The organism is Sulfitobacter sp. SK012 (assembly GCF_003352085.1).
Lineage (GTDB): Bacteria > Pseudomonadota > Alphaproteobacteria > Rhodobacterales > Rhodobacteraceae > Sulfitobacter.
Window position 1 is genome coordinate 2,556,042 of the sequence record NZ_CP025804.1, and the last position, 19,178, is coordinate 2,575,219.

The 19,178-nt window shown below is 55.8% G+C and carries 17 protein-coding genes; 9 read left to right on the forward strand and 8 right to left on the reverse strand.

Features of this window, described 5'->3' with window-relative positions; translation table 11 throughout:
- The first annotated feature begins 42 nt into the window (after positions 1-42).
- The 5 genes from C1J03_RS12520 (at position 43) to C1J03_RS12540 (ending at position 5,173) form a co-directional block, all read left to right on the forward strand.
- Positions 43-1,560, forward strand: coding sequence for a class I adenylate-forming enzyme family protein (locus C1J03_RS12520; RefSeq protein WP_114886901.1), 1,518 nt, complete (start codon positions 43-45; stop codon positions 1,558-1,560).
- Positions 1,557-2,192, forward strand: a complete 636-nt coding sequence (locus C1J03_RS12525; protein ID WP_114886902.1) for a DsbA family oxidoreductase — start codon at positions 1,557-1,559, stop codon at positions 2,190-2,192. The genes C1J03_RS12520 and C1J03_RS12525 overlap by 4 nt, the downstream gene beginning before the upstream one ends.
- Before the next feature lie 128 nt (positions 2,193-2,320).
- Positions 2,321-3,229, forward strand: coding sequence for a hypothetical protein (locus tag C1J03_RS12530; protein ID WP_114886903.1), 909 nt, complete (start codon positions 2,321-2,323; stop codon positions 3,227-3,229).
- Positions 3,229-3,654, forward strand: coding sequence for an adenylyltransferase/cytidyltransferase family protein (locus C1J03_RS12535; RefSeq protein ID WP_114886904.1), 426 nt, complete (start codon positions 3,229-3,231; stop codon positions 3,652-3,654). Before C1J03_RS12530 ends, C1J03_RS12535 begins: the two co-directional genes overlap by 1 nt.
- 301 nt (positions 3,655-3,955) lie before the next feature.
- Positions 3,956-5,173: a multidrug effflux MFS transporter gene (locus C1J03_RS12540; RefSeq protein ID WP_114886905.1), complete on the forward strand. Its 1,218-nt coding sequence runs from the start codon at positions 3,956-3,958 to the stop codon at positions 5,171-5,173.
- 3 nt (positions 5,174-5,176) lie between these two features.
- Here C1J03_RS12540 and mfd read toward each other — a convergent pair whose 3' ends face one another.
- Positions 5,177-8,644, reverse strand: a complete 3,468-nt coding sequence (mfd, locus tag C1J03_RS12545) for a transcription-repair coupling factor (protein WP_114886906.1) — start codon at positions 8,642-8,644, stop codon at positions 5,177-5,179.
- A 39-nt stretch (positions 8,645-8,683) separates the two neighbouring features.
- A complete protein-coding gene (locus tag C1J03_RS12550; RefSeq protein ID WP_174234462.1) occupies positions 8,684-9,205 on the reverse strand; it encodes a component of SufBCD complex in 522 nt (173 codons plus the stop codon).
- A 118-nt stretch (positions 9,206-9,323) separates the two neighbouring features.
- Between C1J03_RS12550 and hemB the strand changes: the two genes are divergently transcribed.
- On the forward strand, positions 9,324-10,328 hold the full coding sequence (hemB, locus tag C1J03_RS12555) for a porphobilinogen synthase (protein WP_114886907.1): 1,005 nt from the start codon (positions 9,324-9,326) through the stop codon (positions 10,326-10,328).
- Between the two features lie 59 nt (positions 10,329-10,387).
- On the opposite strand, the gene C1J03_RS12560 is transcribed toward hemB, so the two are convergent.
- The gene (locus C1J03_RS12560) at positions 10,388-10,810 is read right to left on the reverse strand and encodes a GNAT family N-acetyltransferase (protein ID WP_162798532.1); all 423 of its coding nucleotides are present in this window, start codon (positions 10,808-10,810) and stop codon (positions 10,388-10,390) included.
- 347 nt (positions 10,811-11,157) lie between these two features.
- Between C1J03_RS12560 and C1J03_RS12565 the strand changes: the two genes are divergently transcribed.
- Positions 11,158-11,724, forward strand: coding sequence for a YSC84-related protein (locus tag C1J03_RS12565; protein WP_114886909.1), 567 nt, complete (start codon positions 11,158-11,160; stop codon positions 11,722-11,724).
- A gap of 54 nt (positions 11,725-11,778) precedes the next feature.
- Here C1J03_RS12565 and C1J03_RS12570 read toward each other — a convergent pair whose 3' ends face one another.
- A complete protein-coding gene (locus tag C1J03_RS12570) occupies positions 11,779-12,990 on the reverse strand; it encodes a hypothetical protein (RefSeq protein WP_114886910.1) in 1,212 nt (403 codons plus the stop codon).
- Between the two features lie 68 nt (positions 12,991-13,058).
- Positions 13,059-13,931, reverse strand: coding sequence for an NAD(P)-dependent oxidoreductase (locus C1J03_RS12575; RefSeq protein WP_114886911.1), 873 nt, complete (start codon positions 13,929-13,931; stop codon positions 13,059-13,061).
- Between the two features lie 120 nt (positions 13,932-14,051).
- Here C1J03_RS12575 and C1J03_RS12580 point away from each other — a divergent pair, with 120 nt between their 5' ends.
- On the forward strand, positions 14,052-16,520 hold the full coding sequence (locus C1J03_RS12580) for a penicillin acylase family protein (protein WP_114886912.1): 2,469 nt from the start codon (positions 14,052-14,054) through the stop codon (positions 16,518-16,520).
- Positions 16,517-17,086: a pseudouridine synthase gene (locus tag C1J03_RS12585; RefSeq protein ID WP_114886913.1), complete on the forward strand. Its 570-nt coding sequence runs from the start codon at positions 16,517-16,519 to the stop codon at positions 17,084-17,086. The genes C1J03_RS12580 and C1J03_RS12585 overlap by 4 nt, the downstream gene beginning before the upstream one ends.
- A gap of 6 nt (positions 17,087-17,092) precedes the next feature.
- On the opposite strand, the gene C1J03_RS12590 is transcribed toward C1J03_RS12585, so the two are convergent.
- The 3 genes from C1J03_RS12590 to hfq form a co-directional block, all read right to left on the reverse strand.
- Complete coding sequence (locus C1J03_RS12590; RefSeq protein WP_114886914.1) at positions 17,093-17,494, reverse strand: DUF2177 family protein; 402 nt, start codon at positions 17,492-17,494, stop codon at positions 17,093-17,095.
- 82 nt (positions 17,495-17,576) lie between these two features.
- The gene (gene hflX / locus C1J03_RS12595) at positions 17,577-18,878 is read right to left on the reverse strand and encodes a GTPase HflX (protein ID WP_114886915.1); all 1,302 of its coding nucleotides are present in this window, start codon (positions 18,876-18,878) and stop codon (positions 17,577-17,579) included.
- Positions 18,875-19,114 (reverse strand): RNA chaperone Hfq, encoded by a 240-nt coding sequence (gene hfq / locus C1J03_RS12600; protein ID WP_114886916.1) that lies wholly within the window; start codon positions 19,112-19,114, stop codon positions 18,875-18,877. Before hfq ends, hflX begins: the two co-directional genes overlap by 4 nt.
- Between the last annotated feature and the right edge of the window lie 64 nt (positions 19,115-19,178).

A 19,178-nucleotide genomic window follows, 5' to 3' on the forward strand; every position in this document is an offset into this window, starting at 1 on the left:
TTGTACTTGCAACGGGCCGCACCGGACGCTAGCCAAACCGCAATGACTTCAGTCTTTGATCATGGTGGTTTCAAACCTTGCCCTGCGCCGTTCAACATGGCGGCGCATGTCTTGGCGCATGCGAATCTGACACCTGATAAATTGGCCTTACAGATTGTCGGCCCGGAAGGTTCGCATGATTGGACCTATGCGGCGCTAAAATCTGCTGTGCTTGGCACGGCCACCGGCTTGCAGACCCTCGGGCTTGAGCCTGGAGCACGAGTGTTGCTGCGCCTTAGCAATACGGTTGATTTCCCACTGGCGTATTTGGGCGCGCTTGCCGCTGGGATGGTGCCTGTGCCGACATCGGCGTCCTTAACCGACCGCGAAGTTGCGCATATCCTCAGCACGCTGCGACCCGATGTGGTGTTACATGATCCAGACGTCGTCTGCCCGTTGATCCCCAATGCGATCAACCTAGAAACGTTGCGCGCAATGCAAAGCCTGCCAGCCGCGGATTGGCACATGGGCGATCCAAATCGGCTGGGCTACATCATCTATACATCCGGGACCTCAGGCACGCCACGCGCTGTCGCCCATGCGCACCGTGCCATTTGGGCGCGTCAAATGATGTTTGAGGGTTGGTATGGACTGCGCGAGCAGGACCGCGTGATGCACGCAGGCGCGTTGAATTGGACCTACACCTTAGGCACAGGCCTGATGGACCCTTGGACCGCTGGGGCGACCGCGCTGATCCCTGCGTCTGGCACAGCACCTGCAGAGTTGCCCGCGCTGATGAAGCGCCACGGCGCCAGCATTTTTGCAGCTGCACCGGGTATCTACCGGCAAATCCTGCGTCATCACGACAAGCTAGATCTACCGGATCTGCGGCATGGATTAAGTGCAGGAGAAAAGCTGCCGTCCCGTGTGAGCCGCGCATGGCAGACTACGACGGGCTCGCGGATCCTTGAAGCTTACGGCATATCCGAATGCTCCACCTTCATCTCGCAAGCCCCTGATGGTTCTGCACAAAACGATGCTTTGGGGCGACCACAAAACGGGCGCCGCATCGCGATCATTGGGCCTGACGGGCCAGCGCCGCGCAATACCGAAGGCACCATTGCCGTGCGCCGCGACGATCCCGGTTTGATGTTGGGGTACTTGGATGCCCCCGAAGCTACGGCTGCAAAATTCCAAGGTGACTGGTTCATGACCGGGGATCAGGGCGCGATGGATGCGCACGACCAGATCATCTATTTGGGCCGCGCGGATGACATGATGAACGCAGGCGGCTTTCGGGTGTCGCCCATCGAGGTCGAACAAGTGCTGCTCGAAATGCCTGGGATTACGGGTGCAGGGTGCGCGCAGATTGAGGTCAGTCCGGACGTGCATGTGATCGCTGCATTCTACACTGGCCCTGCCGCACTGGACGATGCTGCATTGCACCTTTATGCCGGGTCCAAACTGGCGCGTTATAAACAGCCGCGCCTCTATGTTCATCTGCCAGCGCTGCCCATGGGCGCAAATGGCAAATTGCAGCGCCGCGCGTTGGCACCGCTTTATGAGGTAAGACCGAAATGACCGATGAAACCACGAAGCTTGATATCATGTCCGACCCCATTTGCCCGTGGTGCTACATCGGCAAAACGCATCTGGACAAGGCGTTAAAAACGAACGGAAATCACCCCTTTACCATCGAATGGCACCCGTTCCAGCTTAACCCGGATATGCCAAAAGAAGGCATGGATCGCCGCGCCTATCTGGAAGGCAAGTTTGGTGGCAAAGAAGCCGCCGTGCGCGCCTATGCACCAGTGGTTGAGCATTCTCAGGCGGCGGGCCTCAAGATCAACTTTGAGGGGATGAAACGAACGCCCAACACCATCAACGCCCACCGCCTGATCCATTGGGCTGGCATCGAAGGGCACCAGAACGCCGTCGTTGATGCCCTGTTCGTCGCCTATTTCGTTGACGCCCGCGACATCGGTCAGATTGAGGTTTTGGCTGATATCGCGGATGCTTGCGGCATGGACGCGTCGGTTGTCGCCCGGCTCATGGCCTCAGATGCAGATGTGCAAGACATCCGCGATCGCGACGCGCATAGCCGAAAGATGGGCATCAATTCAGTACCAACCTTTATTGTCGCCGGGCGTCACGCTGTTCCGGGCGCACAACAGCCAGAGCTTTGGGCCAAAGTCATCGCCGAGATGACCTAAATTGGGGCCCGGATGCATCAGTTGACGTTCCGGGCAACAAAAAGCTTACTTTGTTGAACTCGCTGGCCTATCATGACTGCACAAGGGGCAAAAAGCCTCGTTAAATAATATACTATTGAGCGGTCAACATGGCAGACGAGCAGGCAATGTCCGGAAACGGGCAAGACCTTCGTATATTTGAATTACACCTAATGGCCCGAGCAGAGATTGCCTTGGGCGAAACCTGTATTGAAGCCCAATCCTATTACAATGAACTGCGCGGCCTTGCGCAGCGCCAGCATACCCGTGCTTGGCTTGAGGCCAGTATTATGCTTGCGGCGATTGCAAAAATTCGCCCCAGCAAAGCGATCAGCAACATGATGAAACTGCGCGCCTTGCACGAAAATTCGAACACGCAAGCAGAGTTCAATGTGTTCGAGACCCAAATCAAAGACTACCTTGCGCCGCTGATCTTAACTAACCACGGCTACCGCGAGGAAATTTTTGCCACGGCGGACCACGACGCCATTTGGGTGCAAGTGGATATCCATCTGCGGACATTGCGGCGCGCGGGTTACGAAGTGTTTCTGAACTCGGGCACATTGCTGGGCATTGTTCGCGATGCCCAGTTGATTGATCATGATGATGATGTTGATTTAGCGATTATGCTTTGGGCCAATAGCGCCGAAGAAGCAGCTGAGGAATGGACCGCGCTGCGCGCCAAACTGATCGCGCATGATCTGTTTGAGGCTGATGTTCCGGGAATGCCGGGCATCTACAAATTGCGCCGGGCAGGCACCATCGAGATTGATCTGTTTCCCGCATGGCTGCAAGACGACCGCGTCTTTGTTTATCCTCATACCAGCGGCGGTCTTGCGGCAGAAGATGTGCTGCCGTTGCAACCTTGCAGGCTCACGGGACAGGCGCTGCCTGCGTTCCCCGAACGGATGCTTGCCGAAAATTACGGGCCTGGCTGGGAAACCCCGGACCCACTCTTTAAATTTCCTTGGGCTGCAGCCAACAAACGCTTTGCCCCTTTTCTCGAAAGTCTTGGCTAATGTTAAAACGGCCTCCACAGCGAACCATCCTGACCTATGGCACGTTTGACCTTTTTCACCACGGTCATGCACGATTGCTGTCAAGGCTGACTGCATTGGGCAATGAAGTGATCGTAGGCTGTTCCACGGACGCGTTTAATGCCGCGAAAGGCAAGCAAAGCACCCTGCCCTATGCGCAACGGCGCGCCATCCTGGAAAGTTGCCGCTATGTAACGCACGTTATTGCGGAAGAAGACTGGGATCAAAAAAGAACTGATATTGTGAACTACAATGCCTCAGTGTTTGCGATGGGCGATGATTGGGAAGGCCGATTTGACGATCTAAGCGACCTCGCAGAGGTCATATATCTGCCACGGACCAAGGACATTTCCAGCAGCCTATTGCGGACTCGATTGACCTTGGAAGACATACGCGTCGCAGGTTAACTCAACTATAGGTTTCTCCAGCTCCGAAGACGCCACTCAGATCTAGAATTCGACACCTGTGTCTCCATTCTTGCGACAATACCTATTGAGTGAGCATAAGTGTTTCTAAAACCTACTAAAAAACCATCAGCAAGTGGGCTTTTTTGTGCTTTCTTTGCCGATTGAAGATATTTATACTCAAATGCATCTGACCGGGATTGTGTCAACTGCAACCTTAGGTTAGTTCCTGTTACATTAGAGTAATTAATACTAGAAGAGCCATTGGAGCTACCTGTTGCCGCCTACAAGTCAAGACTTCCGAATGGGGCGCGCCGAGTTCGTAGCGTTGATTGCGATGATTTTCGCAACGATTGCTTTCTCCATCGACGCCATGTTGCCTGCCATGCCCGAAATTGCAGCAGAGCTCACACCTGACCTGCCACATCGTGCGCCTTTGGTTCTCAGCGCCTTTTTGATTGGCATGGGCATTGGTACCTTCTTTACTGGCCCTCTGTCGGATGCCTTTGGGCGCAAGAAAGTCATATATGGGGGTGCGGCTCTCTATATCGTTGCGGCTGGGCTTGCTTGGTATGCTCAATCGCTTGAAATGATGCTGATTGCCCGCGTGTTCCAAGGTTTGGGCGCTTCGGGCCCGCGTGTGGTCGCCCTTGCAGTCATCCGCGATCTCTATTCGGGCCGCCAAATGGCGCAGATATCTTCAATCGTGATGGTGATTTTTACTCTTGTACCAGCCGTAGCGCCTGCCTTGGGTGCCCTAATCATCAGCACCGCTGGTTGGCGTGCAATCTTTCTGGCGTTCATTGTGTTTGCCGCAATCTACTTGATTTGGATGGCTATTCGGCTGCCCGAAACCCTTGCGGTTGAGCGTCGCCGTCCGTTGCGTGCAAGGTTGATGCTCCAGGCCGTGCGAGAAATATTCGCCCACCGTGTCGTCCGCCTGTCGATCCTTGTTCAGTCGCTGGCCATGGCCATGCTGTTTATTACCTTGATGATGGTTCAACAGATCTATGCCGAAGTCTATGACAGGGCCGCATCGTTTCCCTATTGGTTCGGCGTTGTCGCCGCGATTTCCGCAACTGCGAGCGTGCTCAACGCGCTTCTGGTTGTGCGCTACGGAATGCAGCGGCTGATCACGATCGCCTTTGGCCTGCAGATCCTTTTGTCGCTTGTTTTTGTCTACTTTGACCTTGGCGAAAGGATGTATGGCTTTGCATTCTTTGTTGGCTGGCAGACCTATTTGTTCTTCCAAGCGGGCCTGACGTTGGGCAACCTGAACGCCTTGGCGATGGAGCCGATGGGCCATATCGCGGGCACTGCCGCGAGTGTAATCAGCGCTGTTGCAACGGTCATAGCGGCGCTAATTTCAATCCCTATTGGGACGTTGTTTGACGGTACCGCACATCCACTAACAATCGCTGTTTTGGTTCTTGCGACACTGGCTTTTGGATTGATGATGTATCTAGGTCGGGTGGTGCGCAGCGCGGCATCAACATCAGCAACCCCCGCACCGGCCCCCTAAATCTTAGGTTACCTTGCGCGCCTTGTTGGCTTTTTCCTTGGCGATCACATGTTCAGCCAGATCGCGCGCAATCGCAAAGCCACCCTTGATCTTGTCTGCGTCTGACTTCCAGTCGCGACGCACAACGATCTTGTTGTCTTTAACCTTGGCCAACCCGCGCTGGTCCTGAAGGAACGTGACCAGACCTTCAGGTGACGCGAATTTGTCGTTGTGGAATTGGATAGTTGCGCCCCTTGGGCCGCCATCCAACTTGGCAATGCCTGCACGTTTACACATCGCTTTGATCCGAACGACCAACATCAACGTGTTGACCTCGCGCGGCAATTTGCCAAAACGGTCGATCAATTCAGCGGCAAAACCTTCGAGCTCCACCTTCGTGGTCAACTCAGACAGGCGGCGATACAGGCCTAACCGCACATCTAGATCCGGTACGTAGATTTCCGGAATTAGAACGGGCACGCCTAGGTTGATCTGCGGTGCCCATTGTCCGTCATCGCCGGCAAGGCCTTCCAGCTCTCCGGACCTGATCTTGGCGATCGCCTCTTCGAGCATCGATTGATAAAGCTCAAATCCAACATCGCGCATCTGACCTGATTGCTCTTCACCCAGCAGGTTCCCTGCCCCGCGAATATCGAGATCCTGTGAGGCGAGCGTAAAGCCTGCTCCAAGCGTATCAAGACTGCCCAGAACCCTCAGGCGCTTCTCAGCCAACGGCGTGAGCTTGGCGCGCGGTTTGGTTGTTAGATACGCATAGGCACGGGTTTTGGAGCGGCCAACACGGCCTCGGATTTGATAAAGCTGCGCCAGGCCGAACATATCCGCCCGGTGCACAACCATCGTGTTGGCCGTCGGAATATCGAGGCCCGATTCAACAATCGTTGTGGCCAGCAGGATGTCGAATTTACCGTCATAAAAAGCGTTCATTCGGTCATCAAGTTCGCCTGCGGCCATCTGGCCATGGGCAATCACGTAGCTCAACTCTGGCAGTTGTTCTTTGAGGAATGCCTCAATCTCAGGCAGATCACTGATCCGCGGCACCACATAGAACGACTGTCCGCCGCGATAATGTTCGCGCAACAACGCTTCGCGCAAAGTCACCGCGTCGAATTCGGACACATAAGTGCGGATGGCCAACCGGTCGACGGGCGGTGTGCCGATGATGCTTAGGTCGCGCACACCGGTAAGGCTTAGTTGCAAGGTGCGCGGGATTGGCGTCGCCGTCAGGGTCAGCACATGGATATCCGTGCGCATCGACTTCAGACGTTCTTTATGGGTCACGCCAAAATGCTGTTCTTCGTCGATGACCAACAGACCAAGCTCTTTAAACCGAATGCCTTTGGCCAGCAGCGCATGGGTGCCGATGACGATATCAACGGTGCCCTTCGTCATGCCGTCTCGGGTCAGATTGGCGTCCTTGGTGCTGACAAAGCGGCTAAGCTGGCGCACTTCGATGGGAAATCCGCGAAAGCGTTCTGCAAAGCTCTTGTAGTGCTGACGTGCCAGCAATGTCGTCGGCGCGATCACTGCGACCTGAACGCCCGACATGGCCGCCACAAAGGCCGCGCGCATCGCGACTTCGGTTTTGCCAAAGCCCACATCGCCGCACACCAGACGGTCCATCGGTTTGCCGCTGGTTAAATCATCGATGACATCGCCGATGGCGCTCATCTGATCGTCGGTTTCGGTATAAGGGAAGCGTGCAGAAAACGCGTCCCACATGCCGGGGGGCGGCTCAAGTACGGGGGCTCTGCGCAACGCCCGCTCAGCGGCAATACGGATCAGCTTGTCGGCCATCTCGCGGATGCGTTCCTTAAGCTTGGCCTTTTTGGATTGCCACGCGCCGCCGCCTAGTTTGTCGAGCAGCCCTTCCTCATGGCCATATTTCGACAGCAGCTCGATGTTCTCGACAGGCAAGTACAGTTTCGATTCTGCAGCATATTCCAGCACCAGACACTCATGCGCGGCGCCCGCAGCCGTGATCACTTCCATGCCCAGATAGCGGCCAATGCCGTGATCCACGTGAACAACCAGATTGCCAGGAGTCAGGCTTTGGACTTCGGACAGAAAGTTCTCGGCCCGGCGTTTGCGTTTCGGAGCGCGGATCAAGCGGTCGCCCAAAACGTCCTGTTCGGAAATAACCGACATCCCGTCCGCCTCAAACCCATGCTCCAACGCCCAAACGGCGAGATAGAGCCCGCGTTTGCCGATGCGGTTTGCGCTTGGGATTGGGACGGCCTCGGCCAGGCCTTCGTCTTCGATTAGCCCTGTAAGGCGTTCACGCGCGCCTTCGGAATAGCTCGCAATAAGCACCGGACCATCTTGAAGCTTTGCGTTAATATGCGTGGCCAAAGCCCCAAAAAGGCTAATAGATTCCTGCTGGCGCTCTGGTGAGAAATTTCGCCCAATGCGCCCACCTGCATCCAAAACCTGCGGACCCGTGGGCTGTGCCAATGGAACCAATTGGATCACGCGCCGGTCAGAAACCGCAGTGTCCCACGCGGCCTCATCCAGATAGAGCCCATCTGGCGGCGCAGGTTTGTACACACTGTCCATCTTTGAGCGATTTGCCATCGCAATTTTGCGGGTCTCATACTGATCCGCGACGCTTTCCCAGCGGGCCAGCCGAGTCGGTGTCACCTGATCATCCAGCGCAATCGTCGCTTTGGGTAAGTAGTCAAATAACGTCTCGAGGGTGTCGTGGAAAAACGCCAACCAATGTTCAGCGCCTTGATGTTTGCGGCCAGCTGATATGGCTTCATAAAGCGGATCATCAGTACCTGCCGCACCAAATTCGATGCGGTAGTTTTGGCGAAAACGCGTTATTGCGGCCTCGTCCAGAATGACTTCGCTCACCGGGGCCAGTTCAACGAGTTCAAGCTTTTCAGTGGTGCGCTGAGTCGCAGGGTCAAACCGTCGCGCGCCGTCCAGTGTGTCCCCAAACAAGTCCAGACGCACCGGGCCCAGATCACCGGGCGGGTAAATGTCGATGATGCCCCCGCGAACGGCATAGTCGCCCGGCTCCATCACCGTTGGGCTTTGAACAAACCCCATCCGGACCAGAAAATGGCGCAGCGCTTTTTCATCGACGCGGTTGCCAACTTGGGCTGAAAACGCAGCATCCCGCAAAGTGGCACGCGCCGGAACGCGCTGCGTGGCAGCGCCCAACGTTGTCAGCAGAATGAACTTTTCCGGCATTGCGTGCACCAAAGCCGCAAGTGTGGCCATGCGCTGCGCCGAAATATCGGCATTGGGCGAAATGCGGTCATAAGGCAGGCAGTCCCATCCGGGAAAGGTCACAACCGGTAAATCAGGCGCGAAAAACCGCAGTGCGGCCTGCATTGCCGCCATCCGTTTGTCATCGCGCGCGACATGGACAACCGGGGTTCCGGCCGTTTCAAGTTCGCGCAACAAAAGCTGGGCGTCATATCCCTCAGGCGCGCCGGACAGCGTGATATGGGTAGATGGTCTCATGTTAGGGTCATGTGGCGTGCTGGTGCGATTTGTCAAACGTCAAAACGGGCCGACGGTCAGGTTCTGGAACATCCCCCAAAGCGCCGTAACAAAGATTGAGACCATACCGATGATTTGCGTGTACAGCCGGTGCCGTGTCAGGCGGCGGCGCAACCGCTCGCCCTCGGCGCCTTCTTGTTGGATCAACCGCGCGGTTGACAAACTAAGCAGTGCCACCACGCTCAGCGGCAACGCGAGCAACATCAAGGCTTGGGCAAATTCCATTCCGTAATAGAACCCCAACAACGCCAGCATCGTGAGGAAAAAGCACCCGAATCCTAACAACCACAGGCCAGAAACCTGCGCGATATAGAGCATCCGATTGGTGTTAATGCGCACCATGTCCTCTAGGTCCGTTTCCGCTTCGCCGCCATGACGGCGCGCGCGCAAAACCATGTCAAAGGGCACGCCCAGTACATAATGGCTGCTGGTGGACCACACGACGGCAAGCACAATCCAAAACCAAAGGTTCGAGAACGAGCGCATGTCGATTAATTCAAAGAGGTTGTTGTACCAGTCCAAGTCAAATCTCTATTGGGTAATTGCGCCGTACATATCGGGGCTTTGCGGCAATTCCTACCCTTGAGGCGCGCAAAAATTCATGGCACGACTTTGGGTGAACTTAGTGAGGTATTTTTGCATGGCTCCGACACCCATTTCCGCCCCCTTTCCTGCGGCCCGCTTACGCCGCACACGCCAGTCAGAAGGCATTCGGGGCTTGGTGCGTGAAAACGGCCTAAGTGCCGCGGATTTGATCTGGCCGGTCTTTGTGCGTTCTGGGACGGAAATCGAAGAACCAGTGCCCTCGATGCCCGGCGTGATGCGCCGATCAGTGGACAAAATCGTGGACGCCGCCCACGAGGCAGAGGCCTTGGGGATCGGTGCCATCTGTATCTTCCCCTATACCGGGATCGAAGAACGCACTGAGGATTGCACAGGCGCTTGGGATCCTGAAAACCATACCAACCGCGCCATTCGCGCGATTAAAGCGGCGGTGCCGAGTTTAACTGTGATGACAGATGTGGCGCTGGATACCTATAATATCAACGGCCATGACGGCTTTGTTGAGAATGGCGAGATCGTCAATGACCGCACGGTCGAAGCGCTGGTCTGGATGGCGCTGGCACAAGCCGATGCCGGTGCCGACATCATCGGGCCCTCAGATATGATGGACGGACGTATTGGCGCGATCCGAACGGGGCTTGAGGCGAAGGGCCATCAAAACGTGATGATCCTAAGTTATGCGGCCAAATATGCGTCCGCGTTTTATGGACCATTTCGGGATGCGGTAGGCGCCTCTTCAGCACTGAGCGGCGACAAAAAGACCTATCAGATGGATCCGGCCAATTCCGATGAGGCGCTGCGTCTGGTTGCCCGCGATCTTGGTGAAGGTGCGGATATGGTCATGGTCAAGCCGGGGATGCCCTATCTCGACATTTGCCGGCGAGTAAAAGACACATTTGGCGCGCCGACCTTTGCCTATCAGGTGTCTGGCGAATACAGCATGATCAAGGCCGCCGCCGCTCAAGGGTGGATCGACGAAGAACGCGTGATGATGGAAAGCTTGATGGCCTTCAAACGGGCCGGCTGTGACGGGGTGTTAACGTATTTCGCACCGGCTGCCGCGAAGATATTAGGCAGGTAATTAGGGCTTGTTTCTGGGCTGTGATTGACTGCGGAATCCCCGCCTCCACCGTTATTTATCTACCTTTGGGCTAAGGTCGCCACAAAGACTTCAGTATCGTCGTTTGATAGATTTTGATCCAACAAGAACCCATGCTTTCGCAAGATGTGCGCTGATGCTCCGTTGCCCTTGGCAACACCACCAATCAAGGTCATGGGCACCTTTTTTTGCGCTTCGAGCAAGAGACCTTTAATCAGCTCTGATGCATAGCCCTGCCCCCATGCCGCTTCAGATAATAGGTACCCGATATGGACCTTCACTTCGGCCTCTGGCTCCGATCCGTTTACGAGGAACATTAGTCCGATGAGCGTGTTGGATTGTTCGTCGCAAATTAGGTAGACATCGCTTTCATCAGATCGCTCGCCAATCCACTTTAGAACGTCTTCGGTCGTCTGATTTACTTGAAATGACGGTGGAAGGTGTTTGAGAACAATCGGTGTCAAAATAGTCGCCAAATTCTCCGCCAATTGATGCCTTGTTTCGCCACTTCCCGTTGCCCAAGACCAGTGCAGTATTGATAATCTACTGGTCCGAAAATCATCTACCAATTGTGGGGCTGAGACAGGTTTCATAAGCTCTTTTTAGCATGAATTCTCTCTAGTACACCATGTTTGCCCAGTGTGTTCAAAAACCAGGAAAGCTCCATAAACATGCCTCTCACCCTGCAACAGCGGTAATTTGCCCAAGCGGGGCCAAATTACATGACAAGCGGCAGGATTATGCCTATTGTGCTCGTTAAGTCGGAATAACCGGCATGAGCAGACTATATAAACAAATACAGGCGGAAATTATGACAAATTCAATCGTGTCTCGGCGCGCGTTTTCTTTCGGTTTGCTTGCGGGCACCGGAACGTTGGCAGCGTGTGGAAATGGCATCGGCAGCGGCGGGGCAAGCACCATCGACGCGCGCGTCGCAGCAACGCTCGAAGAGATGTATAGCACCTATCCCAACACGCAAGCGCTGGCTGAAAAGGCCAATGGGATGCTGATTATGCCGCTGATTACCGAAGCGGGTCTTGGCTTTGGTGGCTCATACGGGCGCGGCGCGTTGCGGGTGAATGACGTTACCGTCGATTATTACTCGGTGACCAGCGCATCGGGTGGCCTGCAGATCGGTGCGGCACAATATGCCCACGTGCTGTTCTTTATGACCAATGACGCACTTGAGGGCTTCCGGCGTTCGCCTGGTTGGGCCGCTGGTGCCGATCTGGAATACGTGATCTCTGATCTAGGTGACAGTGTGAATGCGGATACGACCACTGCGTTGGCTCCCGTGCTGGCTGCTGTCTTTGGTCAAGCAGGTCTGCGCGTCGGTGCGACACTTGAAGGAACAAAATACTCGCGCATCATTCCATAAACCGCGGACCCATCGACAAAAAAAAAGGGCGTAGTGCTTTGGCGCTTCGCCTTTTTATGCGGAAATCTCTTCAGTTACCTGCGCCGCCAGCGACAGAGCGATATCAACGGCATCGTCAATAAGTGACATACGTTGGGACAGCGCCTGTTGAACTTCGAGCAATTGCGTCGCTACATCACCCAACCCTTCGGCGCGCGTGATTTCTCTTTTATGCTCAATTTTGCACAACACTCGGGTCATCTCCATCGCACAAAGCGCCCGCCTCATTTGATGGCTTATTCGGTTCATCGCCAGCGCGGTTTTGTTGATGTCAGCAAGAACATCTTGGACCCGACGCGCGGATTCTTCTACAACCTCGTTAAGCTCCTTCCTGACTGCGCCTGATATCTTGTCGATGGCACCGCACGGACCTTGGCTTATATCCAGAACCTCTGCGACCTGTGCGCTTTGAGCAATATACGCGATAGCATCGTTGAGCTTATCGATCTCCGTTCCAGACGTTTTTTGGATTTCGGCCGTAATTCGGAGCATTGAATCGGACAGTTCCTGATGGTTGCTCGCAATCACACTGATTGGACCGCCGCTCCACTCAAGCTGAGATGCTTGTATTTTAAGGTTATACGGGATCAACCTGCTGCGCCCTGAAAGAGTACCAATATCACAGCTATACGTCTCAATCTTCTCCAACTTGCACAGTATTTGATCCAGCAATTTCAACTGAATAGACTGCGACGTTTTCTTGCGGTCGCCGCGTTTGGCCATTTCTTCAGCCATGATTGTGGTTGCAATTGCCCGGTAATCGGCAATCCCCTCGCTGACCATTAGTTCCACAAGTTGCGCGGCACTTTCCTCCGCGCTTAACCCCGCAATCTCTGCATGTTTGAGCTGAGCAAAAAACTTGGCAAACTGCGAAAGCTGCGGCGAAGTCGCCTGGAAATGAGAGGCTATGATCCCGTTTGTTGTCGGGAACAGCCCGATCGAGATCCAAAACTGCGCAGTGGTTGCTGATTTACACAGGTAATACCCTGCCGCGCCCATGTTTTTCTCAAGCCGCGAATTCATGCGACTGTACACCCCGTCCGGCATGTCAGGATGTGGATCAACGCCGTAGGCGGCGCGTATGACGTCTGGCAAAGAAGTGTGATGCGCCAGGTCGATAGGATAGTTGGCCGCCATTGGCAGCAATGCGTGGTCGAATTGGCAGAAGTGCAATTTCTTGCAGTCCTGCTCAACCATCCTATCAATTACTGTGTCAGTCTCGTGCATCAAACTTCGATCAAAGGGCAATTATTCTTTTCTGCCACAGCTTGTTTGAGCAACCGTTAATGGGCGCGCTACCCCATCTTTCGCAACCGCTGGATCAGACTTGAGGTGTCCCAGCGCCCACCGCCCAGCTTTTGCACATCTTTGTAGAATTGATCTACCAACGCCGTGACTGGCAAGCTCGCGCCTGTTTCATCAGCCGTATCCAGACAAATCCCCAAATCTTTGCGCATCCAATCGACTGCAAAGCCGTGGTTAAACTCATCATCCAACATCGTCTCATAGCGATTGGTCATTTGCCAGCTGCCCGCGGCACCTTGGCTGATAACCTCAACAACCGCGCGGCCATCAAGGCCTGCTTTTTCCGCAAAATGCAGCGCCTCAGACAATCCCTGCACCACACCTGCGATGGCGATCTGGTTGCACATCTTGGTCATCTGGCCAGCGCCACTGTCCCCAATGCGGCGGCACATTTTCGAGTAAACTTCCAAAAGCGGTAGGGCGCGGTCAAATGCGTCTTGGGCACCGCCACACATAATCGACAGCTGGGCGTTTTCGGCGCCTGCTTGCCCGCCCGAAATAGGCGCGTCGATGAAACTGATCCCTGCTTCTTGCGCCACGTCGTGCAACTCCCGCGTGACCGCCGCCGACACTGTCGTGTGATCGACAAAAACCGATCCCGATGCCATCCCTGCAAACGCGCCGTCCGGGCCCAAACAGACCGAGCGCAGGTCGTCATCATTGCCAACACAGGACATCACAAATTCTGCACCCGTGGCAGCTCCGTGCGGTGTTGGAGATGCTGCGCCGCCTTGTGCATTGGCCCAATCGTTCGCTTTGGACGCCGTGCGATTGTAAACCGTCACCGCATGCCCCGCCTTTTGCAGGTGTCCCGCCATGGGTCCACCCATGACGCCAAGTCCCAAAAATGCTAGCTGTGCCATCGGCTTTTCCTTAATGATTTGTTGCGCTATTGCTTGGCCGAACCTAACACCCTGACCACAAGGGTCAATTGCGGCCCAAGCCTTATAGATCGCTGCCCCAACTTTTCTGAGGAGACCTCCATGGCGCTCGTTTTTCGCTGGCTGATCCGCCTCACAGCGACGCTGATCGTGCTCAGCGTGATGGCTGTGTCGTTGGTCTATTGGCTCGCCTCAAGATCGCTGCCGGAATACAACGCCGAAGTCGCGGTGCCAAACCTCAGCGCGCCGGTCGAGATCGTGCGCGACAATGCCAATGTGCCGCATATTTTTGGATCTAAAGACGATGACGTGTTTTATGGCTTAGGGTTTGCCCATGCGCAGGACCGCCTGTGGCAAATGACGATGCTGCGTCGCACGGCACAAGGGCGGTTGTCTGAAGTGTTTGGTGAGGCCACGCTGAGCACTGATAAGCTACTGCGCCGGTTGGACATCTACACGCTTTCTGTCGCGTCGGTTGAAGCGCTACGGCCGGAAACCCTTGATGCGCTAAAAGCCTATTCTGCGGGTGTGAACGCGCGCCTTGATCAGATCAACACCGATGCGTTGGGCCGTGGCGCGCCCGAGATGTTTTTGTTCAACGCCCCGATGGCGCCGTGGCGCCCCGCAGATTCGATTGCGATTGTAAAACTGTTGGGCCTGCAACTGTCGGGCCATTTGGATGCCGAAGTGATCCGGGCACGGGTGTCCTTGGCCCTCGCAGATGAGGAACGGGTCCGCGATATTTTGCCCGACGCACCCGGAACCGGTATTGCCGCCCTGCCCCAATATTCCGAACTAGCGCCCGGCACGCGGCAAATTGCGCAGAACATCCCACTTGATCCGCATCCCTTAAGCCCATTCAAACGCTTTGCACTTGCGGGCGCATCAAATGCGTTTGCGGCCGCCCCCTCGCGGTCGGCCTCTGGTGGCACGCTGTTGGCCAATGATCCGCATCTGGGCTTTACCGCACCGTCGGTCTGGTATCTTGCGCGGCTGGAATTGCAATCGGGTGGCGTAATTGGGGCTACGATACCCGGCCTTCCTGTTGTGCTGACGGGGCGGAGTGCCAATTTAGGTTGGGGGATGACGTCGTCCTACCTTGATGATCAGGACGTCTATATCGAGGCGCTCAACACCGCCAACCCGGAAGAATACCGCACCCCTGACGGCTTCAAAAAATTCGTCACCCGTGCGTCAATTATCAACATCAAAGACGCGGTCCCTGCCACGCTGACGTTGCGCTGGACCGACAATGGGCCGGTCCTGCCCGGTTCGCATTACAATCTGGCCAGCATCACGCCACCAGGGCATGTTGTGTCGGTTGCGTGGACCGTTCTAAGCGCGCGCGACACGTCTCTTCAGGCCGCCATGGACCTTATGCACACCAAGACCGTTGCAGAGGGCATCGGCGCGTCTGAGGGCTATATCGCGCCATCGCTGAACCTCACGCTGGTAGACAGCCAAAACATCGCGATGAAAACCGTCGGGGCCGCGCCCCGCCGTGATCCTGCACACCAAAGCCAAGGGCGGATGCCGACGCCCGGTTGGATCGCCACCAACCGCTGGCAAGGCGTGATGCCGTTTTCGACCAACCCTGGGTTTGTTTCGCCCGAAGGTGGGATCCTTGGGAACACCAACAACAAAACCGTGGACCGGCCGTTTCCCAATCACATCTCGTTCGAATGGGGTGATACACAGCGTGTGCAACGTTGGCAGCGCCTGATGCAAAACCGTCAGGTCCATACCCGTGACAGCTTTATCGAAGCGCAGCTGGACACGGTTAGCTTTACGGCGCGCTCGCTGTTGCCTCTGATTGGTACCGAGTTGTGGTTCACCGGTGAGGCCGCCGCTGAGGGCACGGATGAGCGGATGCGCCAACGCGCGCTGATGCTGCTTGCTGGGTGGTCTGGTGAGATGAACGAACATCTGCCCGAACCTCTGATCTACGCCGCTTGGCTGCGCAGTCTGCAAGCACGATTGATCCAAGACGAGCTGGGTCCTCTGGCTGCAGAGTTCAATCATGTTGAGCCACTTTTCATCGAACGGGCCTTTCGCAATGTTGATGGTGCTGGCGTGTGGTGCGATGTGCTCCAATCTGCCCCCATCGAGACCTGCGCCGACATGGCGCGGCTGGCGCTTGATGATGCGCTGATCTGGATCGGGGAAACTTGGGGGGGCGGTTCACTTGAATCCCTGCGCTGGGGCGACGCACATCAGGCCACGCATGATCACCCCGTGCTGGGTAAGGTTCCGGTGTTGCGCTATTTCGTCAACATCCGTCAGTCGACCTCTGGCGGCGATAACACGCTGCAGCGGGGCCGAACCAAAGGGACCACGCCGGATCCTTTCAATAATGTTCATGGTGCGGGATACCGCGGTGTCTATGATTTCGCCGATCCCGACAGCTCGGTTTTTGTCACATCGACGGGCCAATCGGGCCACTTTTTGTCGCGTCACTATGATGACATGGCACAACTTTGGCGGCGCGGTGAATACATCCCCATGTCGCTGGATGCCGACCTTGCGCGCGCGGCCTCGGTTGGCGTGACAACGTTGGTACCGCAACGATGAGTTCCTTGCGCGTCATCCTTTTTAACAAGCCTTTCGGCGTGCTGTCACAGTTCACGGATAAAGGTACCGAAGGATCGCCGCGCCCGACGCTGTCCAATTACATTAAGGAGCCTGGGTTTTATCCCGCAGGCCGGTTGGACCGTGACAGCGAAGGGTTGATGGTATTGACCGATCATGGGCCGTTGCAGGCGCGCATTGCCAATCCCAAACATAAGATGGCGAAAACCTATTGGGTTCAGGTTGAAGGTACGCCGGATGATGCGGCCCTTGGTGCCTTGCGTCAGGGCGTCACGCTCAAGGACGGCACCACAGCCCCCGCAGATGTGCGCATCATCCAAGCTCCAAGCCCATTATGGGACCGCGACCCGCCGGTGCGTTTTCGTAAGACGGTTCCGGATGCATGGATCGAGATCACCATTCGCGAGGGCCGCAACCGTCAGGTCCGCCGCATGACCGCACATGTTGGTCTGCCTACCCTGCGCCTGATCCGCGCTCAGATCGGGGATTGGAAGCTCAACGATCTGGCTCCCGGTGCTTGGCGGTTTGCATCTGCATCAGGGCCGTAACGCGCCTCAGGAAAATGCCCGTGCGATGGCGACACCCGCCGTCGCGGACACTGCCGTCAGGAAAACACCCCACGTCAGATCCGTCGCTACCATCGCTGACGTCCAATCTTTGAGCGTGGCAAAGTTGGTGAATTCATACGTGCCATAGGCCAATGCGCCAATCAGCGCGGCATTGCCAAAAACCCACCACAGGCTGCGGTCCTGGGCCAATGCAGGCACCGAGACGAACCAAAGCAGCACAGCGATGTAGAACGCATAGAACACAAATGCCGGGAATATTCGAAAATTGTCGAGCAGCAGTGGCCCAATATCCCGCTCAAAAATGGGCTTAATCAGATAGCTTAGGCCCAGAAAATCCAAACAGAGAAAGACACCGATGGTGGCACAATATAGGATCAACAAGGTCATTTAGGCCTCCCGCGGCTTGGCGTCTAAAGAACGATATGTTCCGGTGCGTGCAAAAAGCGACCGCTTGGTGAGAATAAATGCCTCAGCCTAACCGCAAATAGGTCGCTTCTTGTGCCGCAGACCACCTTACTGTGATCTCAAAGCCATCATCGCCCTGCGTTTCGCTTACCACCACGTCTTGCTCAAATAGCCACGCACGTTTGCGCCCATCTGCAAAACTCAGTGTCAGATCTGCCTCGCGAAGCGCGCCTTGCAATGCCTCTGCGAGGGTGTGCTGGAGTGTTTCGAGCCCCTCGCCCGTAAGCGCAGAAATCGCCAGAACTTCGTCGTCGCGTGCAGCGCGTTCGCGCAGTGCATCGGCCGCGTCATCGGGCAATTGATCAAGCTTGTTCCAAACTTCCAACCGGCGCGTGTCTTCTGGCACACCAAGGGAGGTCAGGATTTCGGCCACATCGCGGGCTTGTTCTTCGGTCTTGGCGTGGCTGATATCGCGCACATGGCAGATAATATCAGCGGCCAGCACCTCTTCAAGTGTCGCCCGGAACGACGCAACCAGTTCGGTTGGCAAATCAGAGATGAATCCAACAGTGTCGCTTAGGATAATCTCGGGACCATCCAACAGCTCAAGACTGCGCATGGTGGGATCGAGCGTGGCAAAGAGCATATCCTTGGCCATCACATTTGCACCGGTCAGCCGATTAAAGAGCGTCGATTTGCCTGCGTTGGTATAACCCACCAACGCCACAATCGGATACGGCACCTTGGCACGGGCTGCACGGTGCAACGCGCGGGTCTTAACCACCTTGTCGAGCTGGCGGCGCAATCGAACCAGTTGGTCGTCAATGGCACGCCTGTCCGCTTCAATTTGCGTCTCGCCGGGGCCACCTACAAACCCAAGCCCGCCACGTTGACGTTCCAAGTGGGTCCATGCGCGCACCAGCCGGGTGCGTTGGTAATTCAATGCGGCCATTTCGACCTGCAGCACACCTTCTCGGGTCGCCGCACGGTCGCTGAAAATCTCGAGGATCAGACCGGTACGGTCCAGCAATTTGACGTCCCACGCCTTTTCCAGATTGCGCTGTTGTACGGGCGATACGGGTCCGTCCACCAACACCAGCTCAATCTCATTGTCGTGCAGGTTCTTTTTGACTTCGTCGATCTTGCCCTTACCGAACAGCATGCCGGCGCTGACGCTGCGCAGCGGCACCACGTTGGCCCCGGTCACCACAAGATTTGGCAAGGCTTCGGCGAGTGCAATGGCTTCGGCCAACGCAGGTTCCGCCTCGCGGCGGTCAGGATCCGTTTTGATGTCAGGATGCAGCACCCACGCGCGGGTCTGCGCGGGGCCATCGGTTTCGTCTACTTGGAATTGAGATCGGCTCAAGAAGCCTCTTCACCCTCGTACAAGCTAATGGGTTGGCTTGGCATGATAGTGGAAATCGCATGTTTATAAACGAGCTGTGACTGACCATCGCGTCGCAAAAGAACGCAGAAGTTGTCAAACCAAGTAATGACGCCTTGCAGTTTCACGCCATTGATCAAGAAAATCGTGACCGGTACTTTGGTCTTGCGCACGTGGTTCAGGAACGCATCCTGAAGGTTCTGTCTGTCAGACGCCATTGTTGTTTCTCGCTTTTATTCTTGCTGGTGCCCGCGGACCGGACTCCCCTTTGTCTAAGTATGG